We start from the raw sequence: 20,854 nt of genomic DNA, 5'->3' as shown, positions 1-20,854 counted from the left end.
ATGAAAAAAGTTATCATAACAGGAATCGTAATCATTGCAGCATTAGCAGGAATTATGTTCGTTTTAAATAAAAACCAAGAAAAGAACGAAGCAGAAACTGCGGTTGTTGCACAAAAAAATAGTGCTGTTGCAGTACGTGTAGAAACAGCCGATTTTAATGATGTAAGCGGAGAATACATTGCAAACGGAGTATTTGTTCCTAAACAAGAGGTTAAAATTTCGACCGAAGTTCCGGGAAGAGTAACGCGCGTTTTAGTTTCTGAAGGATCTCGCGTTAGTGCCGGACAAACATTAGCGGTTATTAAGGCAGATCAGCAAAATGTAAATCTTAGCAATGCGCAGGCAAATTACAATAATGCGAAAGCAGAAGTGGCTCGTTTTGAAAGTGCTTATGCAACAGGTGGTGTAACCAAACAACAGTTAGATCAAATGAAGCTGCAATTGGTTAACGCTAAAAACAGCCTGCAAAGTGCACAACTAAATGCGGGTGACGTGAACATTAAAGCATCGTTTTCGGGTATCGTAAACAAAAAAAGCGTAGAACCTGGTTTTTATGCTAATCCGGGAACTGAATTATTCGAAATCGTAAATGTATCAACCTTAAAATTAAAGGTAAAAGTTGACGAGAAAAACATTGGTTCTTTAAAAATTGGTCAGTCTATAAAAGTACAGTCACCGGTTGTTGCAGATAAAGAATTTACAGGTAAAGTTTCATTTATTGCACCAAAAGCAGACGAAAGTTTAAATTTCCCGGTTGAATTAGAAATTCAAAACAATTCTGCCAACGATTTAAAAGCTGGTATGTATGGTAACGCGTATTTTGGAAACAGCCAAATGGCAAACGTTTTAACCATTCCGCGTACAGCGTTTGTTGGAAGTGTAAGCAGCAGCCAGGTTTTTGTTCACAAAGATGGTAAAGCGGCGTTAACTAAAGTTGTTGCAGGTAGAACTTTTGGAGATAAGATCGAAGTAATTTCAGGAATCGAAAAAGGAACACAAGTAATCACTTCGGGTCAAATAAATTTAGCTAACGGCACTGCTGTTCAAATCATTAAATAAAATTAGCTGTAAGTTATAAGTGGTAAGCATTTAGCTTACTGCCTTAAGCTTATCGCCTAAAGCAAAAATATCAATGAAAATATCTGAAATATCAATAAAAAGACCCAGTATCATCATCATCGTATTTTTGATGCTGATTCTTGGGGGTATTGCTTCGTACTTTAGTATGGGGTACGAATTAATCCCAAAATTCGACGTAAACGTAATTACGGTTCAAACAATATATCCGGGAGCAGCTCCGTCTGAGGTTGAAACTTCGGTTACCAAAGTAATTGAAGACGCCGTTTCTTCGTTGGAAAACGTTAAAAAGATCGAATCAAAATCTATGGAAAGTGTATCGGTAGTAATGATTACACTTAACACCGGTGCTGATGTGAACTTTTTGCTCACCGATGCCCAGCGAAAAATTAATGCGGTTATTAACGATTTGCCCGACGATGCCGAAACGCCTTCGTTAAGTAAATTCTCGTTAGATGACGTTGCCATTATGAACCTTTCGGTAACATCAAACCTTACAGAAAAAGAATTGTACAATTTGTTAGACCAAAAAATACAGCCAGTTTTCGCACGTATTAATGGTGTGGCAAAAGTAGATTTGGTTGGTGGTGAAGAACGTGAAATTCAAGTAAGCGTGAATCCTGAAAGATTAGCCGGTTACGGATTAACAATCGGTCAGATCCAACAGATTTTAGGGCAGTCTAACATGGATTTCCCTACCGGAAGCATTAAAACACAAAGCAACCAAACAACCATTCGTTTATCTGGTAAATTTGCTTCGTTAGATCAAATGCGAAACCTGCCAATTACAACGCCAACAGGTACATCTATTCGTTTAAGCGATATTGCCGATGTACAAGACGGTGTTAAAGATCCAGAAAAAATTGCTCGTATCGATCAGAAAAACACCATCTTAATGCAGGTGTTTAAACAGTCTGATGCGAATGCAGTAGAAGTTTCAGAAGCTGTAAAAAACACTATTGCTGTTAAAGATAAAGACGGAAAATTATTAAGTGGTGTTGAAAAAGATTACGAACAGCAAAAAATTGAAATTTCAATTGCATCCGATTCTACAGATTATACTATTAGTGCTGCAGACCACGTAATGGTAGATTTAGGTATTGCGGTAGCCTTGGTAGCGTTTATCATGTTGTTCTTTTTACACAGTTTGCGCGATGCTGCCATTGCAACCATCGCCATTCCGTTATCGTTAGTTGCAACCTTTATTGGTTTAAATTTATTAGGCTATACGTTAAACTTAATGACGTTGTTAGGTTTATCGCTTGTGGTTGGTATTCTGGTGGATGATGCCATTGTGGTTATCGAAAATATTCACCGCCACATGGAAATGGGTAAAAACAAAGTTCGTGCTGCCTTTGATGGCGCTAAAGAAATTGGATTTACCGTTACGGCAATTACCTTGGTAATCGTGGTGGTATTCTTACCAATTGCCATGTCAACCGGTTTGGTATCCGATATTTTACGTCAGTTCTGTATTACGGTTGTTATCGCTACAATGTTATCGTTATTGGTATCGTTTACAGTAGTTCCTTGGTTGTATTCTCGTTTCGGAAAATTATCGCACATTAGTAAACATTCTTTTTTCGGAAAGATCTTATACGGATTTGAAGCCGGATTAACCAAATTAACAAACGGAATTTCAGGTATCTTAGAATGGTCGTTAAAAAACCGTAAAAACAAAATCATTACCTTGTTATTAACATTGGTGTTGTTCTTTGCTTCGATTGGTTTAGCAGTTGGTGGATACATTGGTGGTGGATTCTTCCCTACAAGTGATAAAGAAGAATTTTTAATTCAGTTTGAATTACCTAAAGATGCTTCTATTGAACAAACCAACTTGTTAACACAGAAAGCGGAAGCTTACTTATCGAAAAAACCTGAAATCGAAAAAATGATTACTACGGTTGGTCAGGCTTCAGATGGTATGATGACAGCTTCGGGAACAAAATACAAATCTGAAATTCAAATTTACCTTCAAGACGGTCACAAACACAAAGAATCTACCAAAGTATATTCTGCTAAACTAAAACGTGAAATGGAGCGTGAATTGGTTGGCGTAAAAGTAAAAACCGTTGAAGTTGGTATTATGGGTGCAGAACAAGCGCCGCTTATGTTAACCGTAATTGCATCGAGTCAAGAAGACGCTTTGGAGTATGCTAAAAAAGCAGCCGATTTGTTAGAGAAAATTCCTGGATCGCGTGAGGTTCGTTTAACTTCTGAAGATGGAAATCCTGAAGTTGTTGTAAAATTAGACCGCGATAAAATGAATGCTTTAGGTTTAAATGTTGCAACTGTGGGTATGACCATGCAGACAGCATTTGCCGGAAATACCGACATGAAATACCGTGCCGAAGACACTGAGTACGATATTAACTTACGTTACGATGAAATTGGTCGTGGTACTATTGACGATGTTAAAACATTGAAATTCATCAATCAAGACGGACAATCAATCATGTTAGAGCAGTTTGCAGATGTAACTTATGGTTCCGGTCCAACATTATTAGAACGTCGCGATAAATCACCATCGGTTTCAATCCAGGCACAAGTTGTAGGTAAATCAGAAGGAACAATTGCTACAGAATGGGAAGCAGAATTCTCTAAATTAAAATTAAAACCGGGTGTAACCTTTAAATGGGGTGGTAACAAAGAAAACCAAGACGAAGGTTTTGGTACTTTAGGAATTGCTTTAGTAGCATCGATCTTATTGGTTTACGCAGTAATGGTTGTGTTATATGACAGTTTCTCTAAACCATTCATCATCTTGTTCTCTATTCCATTATCGTTCATTGGGGCATTATTATTCATGGCATTAACAAACCAAACATTAAATATTTTTACCATTTTGGGTATTATTATGTTAATTGGTCTGGTAGCCAAGAACGCCATTATGCTTGTGGACTTTGCCAACCATAAAAAAGAATTGGGTTACAGCACGTACGACGCCTTGGTAGCAGCCAACCACGCACGTTTCCGCCCGATCTTAATGACCACAATTGCAATGGTTATAGGTATGTTACCTATTGCAATGGCACAAGGAGACGGATCTGATTTTAACCGCGGTTTGGCAATTGTAATCATCGGTGGTTTGTTATCATCATTATTCTTAACCTTAATTATTGTACCGGTTGTTTATGCTATTTTCGATGGAATTGGTAGAAGATTCAGAAAAGGTAAAAAAGCCGATTACGCAGAATTAATGGTAGCCGATTACGATGAAAACGAGAATTTCGTTGATGAATTCGGTGAAAAACAAAACTAATTTTTTCTCTATATTTTCAAGAAACGACCTTCGGGTCGTTTTTTATTTATAACTTTTTTAACAGCCACTTTAAATTACATTTTCTAACTTTAGTATTATTAATTTTAAATCATATTGCTATGAACAGATTAGAATTAGAAGGAAAATGGAACAAAATCAAAGGATCCGTTAAACAAAAATACGGAGAGTGGTTTGATGATGACCAAGCGTTTGCCGAAGGTAAATTTGATGAATACGTTGGTAGAATTCAAGAAAAAACCGGCAGAACAAAAGAAGACATTGAACAAGAGATTAGAGATTGGCAAGACGAAGACAACCATCTTTAACGGTTCATTAAATACTTAATTTTAAAAGAGATAACAAATTGTTATCTCTTTTTGTTTTTCAAATCTTTTTTTTGCTACTTTTAATAAACAATCAATTAATAAAAAAAGACTATGGGCGAGTACACACTGGCAGCGTTTGTTGAAAAAACGCGTCAAAACGAAAGAGAACACGATTATTTTGAGTTAGAAAAACCTCAAATGTTAGAAATCAATTTGAACAACCAGTTCGTTTGGACGAAGAATGGAAGTATGGTTGGATACGTTGGTAACATTAAATTTGAACGTGAAGGTATGCTTTCTGGTGGTTTAGGAAACCTTTTAAAGAAAACACTTACAGGCGAAGGTGCAAAACTAATGAAAGCCAGCGGAACTGGTCGTTTGTATGTTGCCGATTCTGGTAAAAAAGTACAGATTTTAAAACTTGAAGGTGAATCGATCTGTGTAAACGGAAACGATATTTTAGCACACGATCAAACCATTAAAAACGAAATTACGATGCTTAAAAGCATTGCCGGCATGATGTCTGGCGGATTGTTTCAAGTTCGATTAACCGGAAATGGTCACGTAGCAATTTCAACACACGGCGATCCGTTAACGTTGTTGGTAAAACCAGGTGAGCCTGTATTTACAGATCCTAATGCAACGGTAGCGTGGAGCGGTAATTTAAAACCTGAATTAAAAACCAATGTTTCGTTTAAAAGTTTATTAGGACGTGGCAGCGGCGAAGAATTCCAAATGATGTTTCAAGGCGAAGGCTGGGTTTTAATTCAACCTTACGAAGAAGTATATTTCCAACAGAAATAAAACAAAAAACCAGCTTTTCAGCTGGTTTTTTTATGATACTACTTCTATAAATCGTCTGGAAAAGGAATATTTTTATCTTTTAATATCCATAAAACATCATTTTCTACAGATTTATAAAAAAAGAAGTTTATTTCATTATGAAATTCCAAGGTTTTATTAACTGCCTTTATCGATCTAACTTCATGATAACTTAAGCTTTTTTGTGATAAAATAATTTTAAAAAATTGATAATTATGAAAAGATGCTTCTAAAATATCTGCAACAACGCTATGATTATATTCACTTAATAAAACAAATTGTTCATCTTTCTCTAAATCAATATAATTACAATCTTCTTTGCTTAACAAATATTCATTATAAGAAGAATACATATAAGAAAAAAAATTATTAAAGCAATACTTCGAAAGCAATTGATAGAAAAAAAGCCTGTTAAAGATTCCCTTAATTGAAATAAGATTTTCATTATGCTTTATTACATCTTCCATTGATAAAAAGTTCTTGTGTTCTTGATGCTAAATATATTGTTTTCATCTTATAAATTGTAATAGACTACAAAAATCGTAATGTCTTTATTAAAAAAACCAGCTTTTCAGCTGGCTTTTTTATAAGATATTATCCTAAAAATGGATATCTGTAATCTGTATCTGGTACAAATGTTTCTTTAATTGTACGTGGAGAAACCCAACGCAATAAGTTAATCATAGAACCTGCTTTGTCGTTTGTTCCCGATCCTCTTGCGCCACCAAATGGTTGCTGCCCTACTACTGCACCTGTTGGCTTATCATTAATATAGAAGTTACCCGCAGCATTTTCCAATGCTTTAGTAGCTGTTTCAATTGCATAACGGCATCCAGAGAAAATGGCACCTGTTAACGCGTATTCAGATGTACTGTCAACCAATTTCAAGCTATCTTCCCATTTATCATCTTCATAAACATAAACAGTTAAAACCGGACCAAACAATTCACGCTCCATTGTATCATACTTTGGATTTGTTGTTACAATCACAGTCGGTTCAATAAACCAACCTTTAGATTTATCGTAACCACCACCCACAACAATTTCTGCTTCGGTTGATGCTTTTGCGTCATCGATTGCTTTTGCTAATTTATCGAAAGACCCTTCTGAAATTACTGCTGATACAAAGTTACTCATATCTTCGGTAGATCCCATTTTGAAAGATTTTACATCTTCTATCACAAAGTTTTTAATTTCTTCCCATAAAGATGCAGGAATATAAGCACGAGAAGCCGCCGAACATTTTTGTCCTTGGTATTCAAAAGCACCGCGAGACAAAGCTGTTGCTACTTCTTTTGCATTTGATGATGGATGTGCCCAAACGAAATCTTTTCCGCCTGTTTCTCCAACAATACGTGGATATGTTTTGTATTTGTGGATGTTATTTCCAATAGTTTTCCAGAAATCGTTAAATACGCCTGTTGATCCTGTAAAGTGGATTCCTGCAAAATCAGCCGACTCTAAAATAGTATTTGTAATCATAGAAGAATCGCCATAAATTACATTGATAACACCGTCTGGTAATCCTGCTTTTTTGAAAATTTCTACAATTACATTTGCAGAATAAATTTGTGTTGCAGCAGGTTTCCAAACCACAACATTACCCATCATTGCTACACAAGAAGGTAAGTTACCAGCAATTGCTGTAAAGTTAAACGGTGTAATTGCATAGACAAAACCTTCTAAAGGGCGTTGCTCTACTCTATTCCAAATTCCTTTAGCAGAAATAGGCTGTTGCTTGTATATTTCGGTCATATACTGCACGTTGAAACGTAAGAAATCGATCAATTCACAAGCCGAATCAATTTCTGCCTGATGAACCGTTTTTCCTTGCGCAATCATTGTTGCAGCGTTTAATTTTGCACGGTAAGGTCCTGCGATTAATTCTGCTGCCTTTAAAAAGATCGATGCACGGTGTTCCCATGCCATTTGCGACCATTTTACGCGTGCTTCTAAAGCTGCATTGATTGCATCTTGAATTAAATCTTGCGTTGCTGTATGGTATGTTCCTAAATGATGTTGGTGATCAAACGGAGGAAAAAGATTTTTTGTAGATCCTGTTCTTACTTCTTTTCCACCAATATATAACGGAATATCAACCGTTGATTGATACATTTCTTTAAATGCTTTTTGCACTTGTTCACGCTCTGGACTTCCCGGAGCATACGTTTTAACCGGCTCGTTTACAGCCACTGGAACGTTAAAAAATCCTGTTGACATTTGTTTTTACTATTTTAGTTGAATATATACGGAACACTCATATTAAACAATGGTATTCTTACATGAAATATTTGCGATGTGCTAAAGTTAACAAAGGTAAAATAGCCTTGCATACTGCCTATAAAACCTAAAATATATGATCCTGATGTGTATTGAAAGGTTTCGTTTGGATTTACAATTGGTTTTTGACCAATTACTCCGTCGCCTTCTACAACTTCATCATTATTAAACGAATCTTTTATAAGCCAGTATCTGCGTAAAAGCTGCACTACATCGTTCCCTTGGTTTTCTATACTAATTTCGTAGTTAAAAAAGTTCACAAGATTATTTAAATGCAAACTTTGTTTTACATACTGCACTTTTACAATAATTTTTATTCCTCTTGTGATTTTTGAAACCATATTTTAGAATTTATTCAAAATTACGAATAAATTTTTAATTGGTAATCAATTTGCTATCTGCTTTACCAAGCCCAATTATTCTTTCGTACCGATCTGAATCGTTCTTATAATAAACCAAAGCATTGTATTGGTTTTCGGTTTCAAAGTAATTTCCGTCGGGGTTTAACTCTTCTAAAACTTTGCCGTTGGTGTTTGCTATTATGTATTTGTAATTGGTAAAACCCTGTTTTAAAAGCAATGCAGTGGTGTAGGTTTGTGTTGCTTCATTAAACTTTAATTCGTAATCGCTATTTAATTGGTAATTATTAAACATACCCACTATATATAATTTTTGTGATGATGGCAATTTATCTAAATGATAATTAAAGTAAACCCAAGCATAATCGGCTTCGGTATTGTGATTTTCGCGTAGAGCGTTTCTTGGTTTAAATCCACCGTTTATATCCTGATAAAAAGTATAAAAATTGCTTTCTTTCAAAGGATATCTCGCTCTTAGGGTAATTTCGAACAAATCTTGACGAGTTATTTTTTCAACCGTATTTGTTACCATTTTAATATCACTGTTATCAAAAAAAAGGTATTCATTACCCGCCCAAAAATTTGTCTCTTGATCGTACTGATATTGAAACTGATTTCCAATCACATACTGTGGACTTAAACCCGTTAACGCATTGTACCATTGTCCGTTTTGCAACAACACGACATTTACATTTCGCTTTGGATTTTGCAGCACAGCAGTTCCAAAATCAATCGTCATATAAACATTTTGCTTTGTAGCTGCTACCTTTAAATCTCGAGTTTTTTTAATTTCCATAGAAACCGTAACCAAATCTTCGTACAAAACAAATCGGCGCTCGATAACTTTCTCATTCACATTATTATAAATTTCAATCTTATAGTTTCCAGAAATCAAAAATCTGGTATCACGGTTTGGCAACGAAAGTTTATAATGAACAAAAGCCTGTAATGTATTAAATGATGTTTCAAAAGTAGTAATACGTAAATTCTGCATTCCGCTTAAATATTCGGTCACTTTTAAATCAGATTGCTTCCAATCACGCGTACAATGCACAATTTTGTAGTAATAATCGGTTTCGCTTCCCATTAAATCATCAAACGAAAATCGAAAATTTTCGTTCAATCTAAAAATCGGAATAAGCGATTCATTCCCTTGATTGAAAGAAACCGACTTAATATAATAAGGATCACCAGCAGAAAACGCAGGAATTAGGGACAGAAATAATAAAATGAGAAGTAGATTTTTTTTCATAGTTGATAAAATTCTGATTATTGTAAAGATACTAATCATTTATAAAACGTTGTATTTTAAAAGTTTTTTTTCGATTTTTAAAAAACACTCGAAATAATTGTTTTATTTTGCATTTAAATTTAAATAAAATATTTATTATGAAAAAAATCGTTTTATCATTAGCAGTTATTGGTGGATTAGTATTCACTTCTTGTAAGAAAGATGCTGCACAAGAAAATTTAGACAACAAATTAGATTCAATCACTGAACAAGCAAAAGACACTTTAAACGTTGTTAAAGAAGAAGTAGCTGAAACAGTAGAATCTTTAGAAGCTAAAATCAAAGAAGCTGAAGAAGAATTGAAAAATGCTGTAACTGTAGAAGAAAAACAAGCTGCAACTAAAAAATTAAACGACGCAAAAGCTGCATTGGCAACTTTAAAAGGCGAAGCAATTTCTACTGCAGAAGAAGTTAAACAAGAAGCTACCGCTGCTGCAAACAAAGCTGGAGCTGCTGCAAAAACAACTACTAACAACGTTGCGAAAAAAGTTGAAAAGAAAGTTGAGAAGGCTAAAGATAATATAGTAAAAGAAGCTACAAAACTTGAAACAAAAGTTGAAAAGAAAGTTAACAATGCAGGGGAGAGAGTTAATACAGATCAAATGAAATTACAATAGCAGTTCTTCAACTGAAAATAAATACGGCCAGAAAATATTATTTTCTGGCTTTTTTTAATTTCAAAATCATGAATTGAATAGATTTTGAACAAATAAAAAGAATTTAAACTCTGTTGGACACACTTTATTTATTATTACTCTTTACATTTTAATATTCAGTAACTATAATAATTAATAACAACAATTTAAAATCTACCTTTTATTCAATAAAGGTATTCCGAAATTTTTTAAATGGGTAATTGGCTTCAAATAAAATGGGCTTTTACAAAACATATTATCCATCACCATACAAAAAAAACTAAAATTCATGATAAATGTATTGTCAAGTTACAATAATATATCCAAGTTTTCAACAAACAAAAAAGGTCGGAATAAATTCCGACCTTTTTCTGTATTAGCTTTATTATTTTGCTAAAATAGCATCCTTTGATAAAGTAATATTATTTAAATCAATTTTCTCTCCTTGTGAAAACTTAACGTTTTTGCCTTTAGGAGCAGCACTTGGAATATAAGCAAAAGTTCCATTTAATTTACCATCGTATTCAGTAGTTACAGTTCCATTAGCTCCAGTAACACTGCTTGTATAGTTAATAGTAGCTGAATCGTCACCAGTATCAACAAAATTATTAAACTTAATATCAAATGCACTTATTTGACCTAAATCTAGAGGAGTATCTACACTACCCGCATAAATTGCAATTCCTGCCGGATAAATAGTTTCAGCCGCGTTTGGTTTTACAATACTGTTACCATTTACAGGCACAAAGATACTAACTTGATGATAGTTTTCCGAAGTTTGTGCATCCTCACCGTTATGAGCAATAATATTCCAACGAGTTACTGTAATAGTATCTTGACCATTATTAATTGGTAACCTAAAAGCAGATGCTACATTTTGACCTTGTGCATTTTTTTGAGCATAAATTTGAGAAACTGCTGTATCTAAAGCAAAATCTTGATTGTTATACTTCATTTTTCCGTTTGATGTAATTGGTTCACCACCACCACCACCACCACCTGGTGTTGAATCATCACCTCCACAAGAAGTTACTGTTAAAGACCCTGCAGCAACAAAAGCAATTGTTGCTAAAGATAAAAATACTTTTTTCATAATAGATTTATATTATTTTATTGTTAATTTACAAGGCTAATTTAAGTATTAATTTTTAAAAAACAATACTTGGTAAAAAAAAATGCGTTTTTTAACACAATTCAAATAGGTGTTTAATAATTGAAAAGTAATAAAAATACACTATTTTTGAAAATCACAAACTCATTAAAATACTAACAACAATAAATATGAACGAGCATTTTGAAACCAATCCGTTAATTGATCGTTTACCTAAACACCTTAAACAGTTTATTAAACCACAGAATTACGAGGAATACTCTCCGATTAATCAAGCGGTTTGGCGTTACGTAATGCGTAAAAATGTGGATTATTTATCTAAAGTTGCGCATTCTTCTTATTTAGAAGGTTTACAAAAAACAGGAATTTCAATCGAAAGCATCCCTAGCATGTATGGTATGAACCGTATTTTAAAAGAAATTGGTTGGGCTGCCGTTGCTGTTGATGGCTTTATTCCACCGAATGCTTTTATGGAATTTCAGGCTTATAATGTATTGGTAATTGCTTCAGACATTCGGCAACTTGAAAATATAGAATATACCCCAGCACCGGATATTATCCACGAAGGTGCCGGTCACGCACCTATCATTGCTAATCCGGAATATGCAGAATATTTACGCAGATTCGGCGAAATTGGCTGTAAAGCGATTTCATCTGCACACGATTATGAAATTTACGAAGCAATCCGTGAATTATCTATTTTAGAAGAAGCAGAAGGAACTCCCGAAAGCGAATTGATTAGAATTCGATCTAAAGTTGATGAGTTACAGGCAAAATCAACAGAACCATCTGAAATGGCATTAATTCGTAATTTACACTGGTGGACGGTTGAATATGGTTTAATTGGTACTGTCGAAAATCCAAAAATATATGGTGCAGGTTTATTGTCATCGATTGGTGAAAGCGAATGGTGTATGACCGATAAAGTTAAAAAATTACCTTATAGCATAGAAGCTGCTTACCAAGGGTTCGATATTACCAAACCGCAACCGCAATTATATGTAACAAAAGATTTTGCCGAATTAAGCATGGTTTTAGAAGAATTTGCCAATAAAATGGCATTACGTACTGGCGGGCTAAGCGGTATTAAAAAACTTATTCAGTCTAAAGCCTTGGGAACTATTGAACTTTCTACGGGTTTGCAGATTTCTGGTGTTTTCACAAATGTAATTGAACATGAAGGAAAACCCGTTTACATTCAAACAACAGGAAAAACAGCATTGGCTTACCGCGAAAAAGAATTGGTAAATCATGGAACGGAATATCATTCGGAAGGATTTGGAAGCCCTATTGGCCGACTAAAAAACATCAATCTTACCATAGAAGATATGAGTCCGCGCGATCTGCAGGCATACAATATATATGAAGGCAAGCATATTGAACTAGAATTTGAAGGCGATATTAAGGTTTCGGGTGAAATTATCACTGGATCAAGAAATCTTCAAGGTGAAATCATTTTAATCAGTTTTAAAAACTGTACGGTTACTCATAATGATACCATGTTGTTTCAACCAGAATGGGGAACTTACGATATGGCTGTGGGCAAGAAAATAGTTTCTGCTTTTTCAGGACCTGCTGATATTAAAAGTTTTGATATGATTACGCATGTTCCATCAACCAAAACCATAAAATCTAAAAAGAATGATGAACGCGTTGCTTTAGAAAATCTGTACGAAAAAGTACGATTGCATCGCGAACAAAATTCAACCGAAGATTTAGAGGCTATTTTATCTGATTTGATGCAAAACCATCCCCAAGATTGGTTATTAACATTGGAGATCGTTGAGTTAGGCAAACAAAACAATTTAGATATTTACGATAAAGCATTAGATCATTTATTAAGTGTAAAAGAAAACAGACCCGAAATAGCGCATTTAGTAACTAACGGTTTAAATTTATTATAGCATTTTCTTAAAAAGACTTTCATTTTAGAAAGTCTTTTTTGTTTTTTAACACTTTCTTATTACTTTCTAATTTTGTTTTAAAATAATTGTTTATATTTTTGAGAAATTTAAAACACCACAAATGAACTTAAAAAAAATTACTTTAGGTCTTTTGATCTTACCTGCATCACTTTGGGCACAAGTTGCAGATTTAAACCAAAAAATCCCAAATGATCCCGATGTTCGCATTGGCAAATTAGAAAACGGTTTAACGTACTATATCCGTAAAAACGCAAAACCAGAGAAAAAAGTAGATTTACGCATGGTTTTAAATGCCGGATCTATCTTAGAAACCGACAAACAAGTTGGTTTAGCGCACTTTATGGAACACATGGTTTTCAACGGAACAAAAACGTTCCCTAAAAACGAATTAATCAGTTACCTGCAAAGTATTGGTGTAAAATTTGGTCAGCATTTAAATGCTTATACAAATTTTGACGAAACGGTTTATTTCTTACCTATTCCTTCAGACGATCCTGTTAAATTAGACAAAGGTTTCCAAATTTTAGAAGATTGGGCTTTTAATGCTAATTTAGAGAGTAAAGATATCGACGACGAGCGTGGCGTTGTTATTGAAGAATACCGTACGCGTTTAGGTGCAAACGAACGTATGATGAAGAACTATTTACCAAAAATGCTTCACAATTCGTTATACGCAAAACGTTTACCTATTGGTACCAAAGAAAATTTAGAGACATTTAAACACGAAGAAATTCGTCAGTTTTATAAAGATTGGTACCGTCCTAACTTAATGGCGGTTATTGTTGTGGGGGATATTGACGTGAATGAAATGGAAGGAAAAATCAAAAGCCATTTCGGAAAATATAAAAATCCAGCAAATCCAAAAGAGCGTAAGGAATTTGAAATTCCTAACCACAAAGAAACTTTTGTATCTATCAATACCGATAAAGAAGCAACTTCTTCTAACGTAGAAATTTACTATAAAGATCAAGGAAAGCCAAAACCATCAACAACTGTTGGCGATTATAAAACCGACTTTATTGATAACTTATTCTCAAGTATGTTAAATGCTCGTTTAGAAGAATATACCAACAGCCCTACTCCACCATTTGTTTATGGATACAGCTTTCATGGCGGATTGTTAGGTCGTGGTAAAGAAGCTTTTCAATCAAGAGCAATGACGGCTGAAGACAAGCAGTTAGAAGCTTTAAGAGTTTTAGCGATTGAAAATGAGCGCGCAAGAAAATTCGGATTTACACAATCTGAATTAGATCGTGCAAAAACAGAAACATTAGCTTATTACGAAAAAGCATTTAACGATCGCGATAAAAACAATTCATCAAGATATTTAGGTATTTACCAAAGTCACTTTTTAGAAGGTGAAGCAATGCCATCAATCTCTTACGAATACAATTTAGCAAAAGAATTACTACCTACCATTACATTAAAAGATGTTAACAACGTAATTCAATCGTACATTAAAGACGAAAACCGTGTAATTATTTTAACCGGACCTGAAAAAGAAGGTTTAAAAACACCTACCGAAAAAGATGTTTTAGCAGCTTTAGATGTATCAAAAGTAGAAATTACACCTTACGAAGATGCAGTTGTTGCAGAATCGTTAATTCGTAACGAAATTAAACCTGGTAAAGTTACCAATACAACCAAAAATGATAAATTAGGAACAACAACGTTGACGCTATCAAACGGTGCCAAAGTAACGTACAAAAAAACCGACTTTAAAAACGATGAAATTTTATTTGGTGCAAGAAGTTTTGGTGGATCTAACTTATTAGACAACGATACATATAAGAAAACGCAACATGCATCAAGCGCTGTGCCACAGGCAGGTATTGCTGGTATGGATCAAAATGCGTTAACTAAATTCAATACAGGTAAATTGTACCGTGTTTCGCCTTTTGTTGGTGGTATCACCGAAGGTTTCTCTGGAAATGCAACTCCAAAAGATTTAGAATTCTTGTTCCAATCGGTTCATGCGTATTTCACTGATTTAAATTATGATGAAAAAGCGTTTGAGTCTGAGAAGAACAAAATGAAATCGTACATGGCAAACATTATGGCTATGCCGGAAGTATTTTTCCAAATTGAAGTTTCTGATTTCATGTACGGGCACAATGCACGTTATTCGTCGCCAATTCCTACCGAAAAAGATTGGGATAATACCGATTACAAAAAAGCATACGAATTGTTTAAAGAGCGTTTCGCCGATGCAAGCGACTTTGAATTTTACTTTGTTGGAAACGTAACCGACGAGCAAATGAAAACGTTCTCTGAAAAATACTTAGCTTCGTTACCAGCTTTAAACCGTAAAGAAACATTTAAAGATACAGGTTTCCGTGGTAAAACTGGTGTTCATAAAAAAGAGGTTTTCAAAGGAAACGACGATAAAGCTACCGTTAGAATTTCTTACGCTGGTGAAACAACCTATTCTGCAAAAGAAAATTTAGCAATGGAAGCTTTAGGAGAAATTTTAACTATTAAGTTAATCGAAGAATTACGTGAAAAAGAAGGTGGCGTTTATGGTGCCGGTGCTCAAGGCGGTTTAAGCAAATTACCTTATGGTTCATACAACTTCTCTATTTCGTATCCTACAAATCCAAAAGACGCTGACAAATTAATTGAATTGACTTTAAAAGAAGTTGAGAAAATTCAGCAAAACGGACCAGAAGCAGCAGATTTAAACAAATTTAAAGAAGGTGAAATGACCGATTACACTAAATCTTTAAAAGAAAACAGCTACTGGTTAAACGTTATGCTTAAAGCATTTAACGAACAAGAAAATCCGGAAAAAGCTTTAGATTTCGAAAAGAACTTAAAAGCTTTAACAGCGAAAGACGTTCAAGATGTTGCTAAAAAGTATCTAACTAAAAACCGTGTTATTGCGGTATTAAAACCAGAAACTGCTAAAAAGTAGTTTTATATAAATCAACAAAAAACTCCGATTGAAATTTCAGTCGGAGTTTTTCTTTTAAAAAGAACTTAGTTATAGGTTATTTAGTTATTTTTATAGTTTCTTTAACAATTCGGTTTTTATACATAAATTCATCTATATAAAGTGAAAAAAATACTACTATTTCTAATGTTTCTTGTAATGAATATCTGTTTTTCGCAAGACAGTATTCAAACAAAAAAGATCTATTCTTTACAAGATCTTGAAAAGGGAATTGATCTGAAAAAAGATTGGAAATCTAAAATTGGTGCTAATTCATCATGGAAAGAAACTGATTTTAACGATGATGAATGGAAACCACAAACAGCTGTTTTTTTTAATCTGAATGATTCAGCATACAAGGGTGAAATATGGTTCAGACAAAAAATACAGGTAGATTCTACTTTAGTAAACGTTCCTATTTCGTTGTTAGTGTTTTCTAAAGCAAATGCCGGTGTTTACTTAAACGGTTTATATTTAGGGAGCTTTGGCAAGGTTGATGAAAAAACCAAAGAATTTAAAAACCAACCGGTAACTTTTATCTTTTCCAAACCTGGAGAACATGTTTTTGCTGTTCATTATAAAGATGTTTTACATAATCAAAAATTATCGGTATTTCAACCAAAAGGTTTTAAATTCTCTTTAGTAACTGTTGATAACTACAGCGAAAAAGCAGACCTTAACAACTACTTATGGTTAGCCATTACTGCCATTGGCTTTATATTTATTACATTGGGTGTTATACATTTAATGTTGTTTGGTTTTTACAGAAAGTTCATTGCAAATTTGTTTTTTGGTATCTTTAATTTTTGTTCAGGATTAAGCATTTTGTTAGGATATGCTCCAATGCTGCATTCCGGAATCGACGGTATTCAGTTTACAGAGCTCAACAATCCTACATCAATTACTTTTTCATTAATTGGTAGTTTGGCAATTAGTACCACAGTAAATTTTCTATTCAGTAAAAACAAATTACGCCTAATTATTTTAAGTGCTTGCGTAGGGATCGCTTTGTTTTTAATGTATGTTGTTTCTATGGATTTTTCTTTTGTAGGATCTGTTTTCACCACACTTTTGTTATTCGAAGCAATTATTATTGTACTAATTGCGACAATTAATAAAAAACCAGGTTCAAAAATCATTGCTTTTGGGCTTATTTGCAGTTTTGGTTTTGCCATTTTACTTGGTATGTTTGTAGGAATACTTTACGCAACACAAACCATGAACGCTATTTTACTTAGCATTTTAATAATATTAGGTACATTCTCTTTCTTTAGCATTCCATTTGCTATGTCGGCGTTTTTAGCTTCAAATTTTGCTGCTGTAAGTCGCAAGTTAAATCAACAGTTAAAAGAAGTGAAGCAACTATCGGCACAAACATTAAAGCAGCAACAAGAACATAAAGGACTTTTAGAAAACAAGATGAGTTTTCTTGAAACCGAAGTTAAAGAACGTACCAAGGAAATTGAAATTCAAAAACAAGAAATTGAAAAACAGCAGACAGAATTGCTTTCTGAAAAACAAAAATCAGAAGATTTACTGTTAAATATCCTTCCAAAAGATATTGCCGACGAATTAAAAGAAAGTGGCGAAAGTAAGGTAAAACAATTCAGCAGCGTGTCTATTTTATTTTCTGATTTCACTAATCTGGATTCGGTTTCACAACGATTGAATTCACAGGAATTATTAGACGAACTAAACCATTGTTTTCAGGCATTTGATCATATTACAACCAAACATCAGATCGAAAAAATTAAAACCATCAGTTATTCATACATGGCAGTAAGCGGACTTCCGTTGGTAAATGACAATCACGCGAAGAAAATGATCGAAGTGGCGTTAGAAATGTGTGATTTCATTACAGCCTATCAAGAAGAAAGAAAAAAAGCAGACAAGCCTTATTTTGAGATTAAGATCGGAATTAATTCCGGCGAAGTTGTTGCCGGAATTGTCGGTATTAAAAAATTCGCTTACGATATTTGGGGCGATGCCGTAAATACTGCGGCACGCATGAAAGCCCGAAGCGAAAATGGAAAAATTAACGTGGGGCACACAACGTATGAGTTAGCTAAATCATATTTCAATTTCAGTTACCGCGGCGAATTGGAAATTAAAGGCAAAGGCTTGGCAAAAATGTATTTTGTAGAAACTAAAACAAATTAAAATGAGAAAGTTCATAACATTTATACTGCTTTTGCTATGTATTACTTCGTTTGCACAAACCACTGATTCTTTGCCAAGATATACCAAAGAAGTTATTGCCAATGAAGAAGCCTATTTTAAATTGTTACACGGATGGAAGTTTAAACATGGAACCAATGATCAATGGAAGAATCCTGATTTAGTTGATAATGATTGGACTTTGATTAAGACAGACAGTTTAGGCAACATAATCAAGCAAGAAATGAATTTTAATAAAATGGGTTGGTTTAGAAATTCATTTGAAATAGATTCTACTTTGGTGGGCATTCCTTTAAGTTTATCGGTAGATTTAACCGGTGCTTATTCTATTTATTTAGACGGAAAACTACTTAAAACTTTCGGTGCATTTTCTAATGGCAGTAACGGCACAATTGTTTTTTTTACATTTAACGAACTAAAACGCCCCTATACCAATTTTGTTTTTACAAAACCCGGTAAGCATACTTTTGCCATAAAATACGAAAACAGCCAAATAAAAGCTACCGATACATTTTTTGATTTCGATTTTAGAATCACTAAAACAGAAAACGCGCTGCTCTTAAAACAGAAAAAAAACCAAACCAGTTCTATTGTCATGATTATTGGTTCTGTTTTTATGACGCTTTTCGTGTTTCACTTGATATTGTTCTTATTTTACCGCCAATTTAAACCTAACTTATACTTTAGTTTATTCAGCTTTAGTATGGGCGGTGTTTTTGTATCTATTTCATACTTTTTAATGGTTTCAGATGTAAAAGGCGAAGAGTGGGTTTATAAATTCATTGTGTTTTTAACATGTTTGTCTGGTTTTGCATTAAGCGGTTTGGTAAACACCCTTTTTTCTAAAAAACAATTGCGCTTTAAAATTTTTACGGCACTTTCTGTAATAACCATTCTTATTCTGTTTTTTAGTATTGATATTAGCGGCGCCATTGTACCTTTTTTGTTTGCATTTGCTTGTATAGAATGTAGCATACTGTTAATAAAAGCCATTTTGAAAAAAGTAAAAGGCGCACGTATTTTAGCCAGCGGTATTTTATTTACCTTATTTTTCACGTTAATAATTATTATTGCTTTTTCTATATTCTCTAAGAACGGAAATTTAGAATTAGGTGATAACCAAAACGACTTTACCAATGTCTTGGTAGGGATATCTTTTGTTGGTTTTGCACTTTCAATTTTCAGCATTCCGTTTTCAATGTCGGCTTATCTGGCATGGTATTTCTCGTATATCAATACAGAAAACGAAGAAAAATTAATGGAAGTAAAAAATCTTACCGCACAGAATCTTGATCAAGAAAAAGAAAAACAAACCATCATAGAAAACATCAATCAGGAATTAGAAGTTCAGGTTGAAAATCGTAAAAACGAAATCGAAATTCAAAAGAGTGAAATCAAAATTCAAAATGAAAAATTAGAAGTAGAACGATTAAAATCTGAAGCACTTTTACTAAACATCCTACCCGAAGAAATTGCGTTAGAATTAAAAGAAAAAGGTAAAACACAATCAAAATTTTTTGACAGCGTTACCATTCTTTTTACCGATTTTAAAGATTTCACCAAACTAACCGAAAAGGTTTCTTCTACCGAATTAATCGAAGAACTAAACTATTGTTTTAAGGAATTCGATAGAATCATCAGCAAATATGGTATCGAAAAGATCAAAACCATTGGCGATGCCTACATGGCGGTAAGCGGATTACCTGTCAAAGACGAAAAGCACGCTATTAAAATGGTTTATGCTGCTTTAGAAATTCGCGATTTTATGGAGGAATACAAGCAAAAGCGCATAACCGAAGGTAAAGAATATTTTGAAATGCGTATTGGAATTAATTCCGGCGAAGTAGTTGCGGGAATTGTCGGCATTAAAAAATTCGCTTATGATGTTTGGGGAACTGCAGTAAACATTGCTTCTGAAATGGAAGTTAATGGTTGTATTGGAAAGGTCAACATCAGCGAAAACACCTATAAATTGGTTCATAAAAATTTTAGTACAGAATTACGTCCCGAAAAATTGGAAGATTCTCAAGTAAATATGTACTTTGCAGAAATTAAAGAAAAAAGCGTGAATTTAGAAAGGGCAAAAGAATTTATATTAAACAAGCTAACGCAAGAGTTGCCAAAGCATTTGCATTATCATAACATCAGCCATATTTTAGATGTTTATGATGCTGCCATGCGTTATGCAAAATTAGAAGGAATTAGTGCCGAAGACACCGAATTGCTTAAAGTTGCTGCGCTTTTCCACGATTCGGGCTTTATTGTAAAAGCAGACGGACATGAAATGATTTCGTGCGGATTTGCCGAAGAATATTTACCTGATTTTGGTTACAGTTTTAATCAGATCGAAAAGATTAAAGGAATGATTATGGCAACGAGAATTCCGCAAACTCCGAAAAATCATTTGGAACAGATTTTGGCTGATGCCGATTTGGATTATTTGGGAAGAGCTGATTTTGAAGAAATTTCAAACGGACTTTTTGAAGAGCTAAAGGCAGAAAATAAAATCTCCGATTTAGACACTTGGAATAAAATTCAGGTTTCGTTCTTTGAAAAACACAGTTATTTTACCGAATCTGCCAAAAGATTGCGCAACGCCAAAAAACAAGAAAATTTACAACTAATAAAATCACAATTACTTTAGCCACCTAAACCA

At 33.9% G+C, this 20,854-nt stretch carries 14 protein-coding genes; 9 read left to right on the top strand and 5 right to left on the bottom strand.

Annotation, left to right across the window (positions count from 1 at the left end):
• The 4 genes from BM253_RS09480 to BM253_RS09465 all read left to right on the top strand — a co-directional run bounded on the left by BM253_RS09480 (position 1) and on the right by BM253_RS09465 (position 5,469).
• Complete coding sequence (locus BM253_RS09480) at positions 1-1,059, top strand: efflux RND transporter periplasmic adaptor subunit (protein WP_091522902.1); 1,059 nt, start codon at positions 1-3, stop codon at positions 1,057-1,059.
• A gap of 73 nt (positions 1,060-1,132) precedes the next feature.
• Entirely contained in the window at positions 1,133-4,339 is a 3,207-nt protein-coding gene (locus BM253_RS09475; protein WP_091522899.1) for an efflux RND transporter permease subunit, read from the top strand.
• A 119-nt stretch (positions 4,340-4,458) separates the two neighbouring features.
• Positions 4,459-4,665, top strand: coding sequence for a CsbD family protein (locus BM253_RS09470; RefSeq protein ID WP_091522896.1), 207 nt, complete (start codon positions 4,459-4,461; stop codon positions 4,663-4,665).
• Between the two features lie 111 nt (positions 4,666-4,776).
• Positions 4,777-5,469, top strand: a complete 693-nt coding sequence (locus BM253_RS09465; RefSeq protein ID WP_091522892.1) for an AIM24 family protein — start codon at positions 4,777-4,779, stop codon at positions 5,467-5,469.
• A gap of 44 nt (positions 5,470-5,513) precedes the next feature.
• Here BM253_RS09465 and BM253_RS09460 read toward each other — a convergent pair whose 3' ends face one another.
• From BM253_RS09460 to BM253_RS09445, 4 genes are all read right to left on the bottom strand, one after another.
• Positions 5,514-5,954, bottom strand: coding sequence for a hypothetical protein (locus BM253_RS09460; protein WP_091522889.1), 441 nt, complete (start codon positions 5,952-5,954; stop codon positions 5,514-5,516).
• Between the two features lie 127 nt (positions 5,955-6,081).
• On the bottom strand, positions 6,082-7,707 hold the full coding sequence (gene pruA, locus BM253_RS09455) for an L-glutamate gamma-semialdehyde dehydrogenase (RefSeq protein ID WP_091522886.1): 1,626 nt from the start codon (positions 7,705-7,707) through the stop codon (positions 6,082-6,084).
• A 14-nt stretch (positions 7,708-7,721) separates the two neighbouring features.
• Positions 7,722-8,108 carry a Co2+/Mg2+ efflux protein ApaG gene (gene apaG / locus BM253_RS09450; RefSeq protein ID WP_091522883.1) on the bottom strand — a complete coding sequence of 129 codons (387 nt, stop codon included), beginning with the start codon at positions 8,106-8,108 and terminating at the stop codon, positions 7,722-7,724.
• A 34-nt stretch (positions 8,109-8,142) separates the two neighbouring features.
• Positions 8,143-9,378: a type IX secretion system plug protein gene (locus BM253_RS09445; protein WP_177205759.1), complete on the bottom strand. Its 1,236-nt coding sequence runs from the start codon at positions 9,376-9,378 to the stop codon at positions 8,143-8,145.
• Positions 9,379-9,515: 137 nt separating this feature from the next.
• Between BM253_RS09445 and BM253_RS09440 the strand changes: the two genes are divergently transcribed.
• Positions 9,516-10,034: a hypothetical protein gene (locus BM253_RS09440; RefSeq protein WP_091522876.1), complete on the top strand. Its 519-nt coding sequence runs from the start codon at positions 9,516-9,518 to the stop codon at positions 10,032-10,034.
• A gap of 403 nt (positions 10,035-10,437) precedes the next feature.
• Here BM253_RS09440 and BM253_RS09435 read toward each other — a convergent pair whose 3' ends face one another.
• On the bottom strand, positions 10,438-11,145 hold the full coding sequence (locus BM253_RS09435) for a hypothetical protein (RefSeq protein WP_091522873.1): 708 nt from the start codon (positions 11,143-11,145) through the stop codon (positions 10,438-10,440).
• A 188-nt stretch (positions 11,146-11,333) separates the two neighbouring features.
• Between BM253_RS09435 and BM253_RS09430 the strand changes: the two genes are divergently transcribed.
• From BM253_RS09430 to BM253_RS09415, 4 genes are all read left to right on the top strand, one after another.
• The gene (locus BM253_RS09430; RefSeq protein ID WP_091522870.1) at positions 11,334-13,067 is read left to right on the top strand and encodes an aromatic amino acid hydroxylase; all 1,734 of its coding nucleotides are present in this window, start codon (positions 11,334-11,336) and stop codon (positions 13,065-13,067) included.
• Positions 13,068-13,188: 121 nt separating this feature from the next.
• On the top strand, positions 13,189-16,002 hold the full coding sequence (locus BM253_RS09425) for a M16 family metallopeptidase (protein WP_091522866.1): 2,814 nt from the start codon (positions 13,189-13,191) through the stop codon (positions 16,000-16,002).
• Between the two features lie 177 nt (positions 16,003-16,179).
• A complete protein-coding gene (locus BM253_RS09420) occupies positions 16,180-18,180 on the top strand; it encodes an adenylate/guanylate cyclase domain-containing protein (protein ID WP_177205758.1) in 2,001 nt (666 codons plus the stop codon).
• A gap of 1 nt (position 18,181) precedes the next feature.
• Positions 18,182-20,842, top strand: a complete 2,661-nt coding sequence (locus BM253_RS09415; protein WP_091522860.1) for an adenylate/guanylate cyclase domain-containing protein — start codon at positions 18,182-18,184, stop codon at positions 20,840-20,842.
• Positions 20,843-20,854 lie beyond the last annotated feature (12 nt).

It is taken from the genome of Paenimyroides ummariense, assembly GCF_900115115.1.
GTDB classification, from domain to species: domain Bacteria; phylum Bacteroidota; class Bacteroidia; order Flavobacteriales; family Flavobacteriaceae; genus Flavobacterium; species Flavobacterium ummariense.
This window is presented reverse-complemented; position numbering and strand designations above follow the sequence as displayed.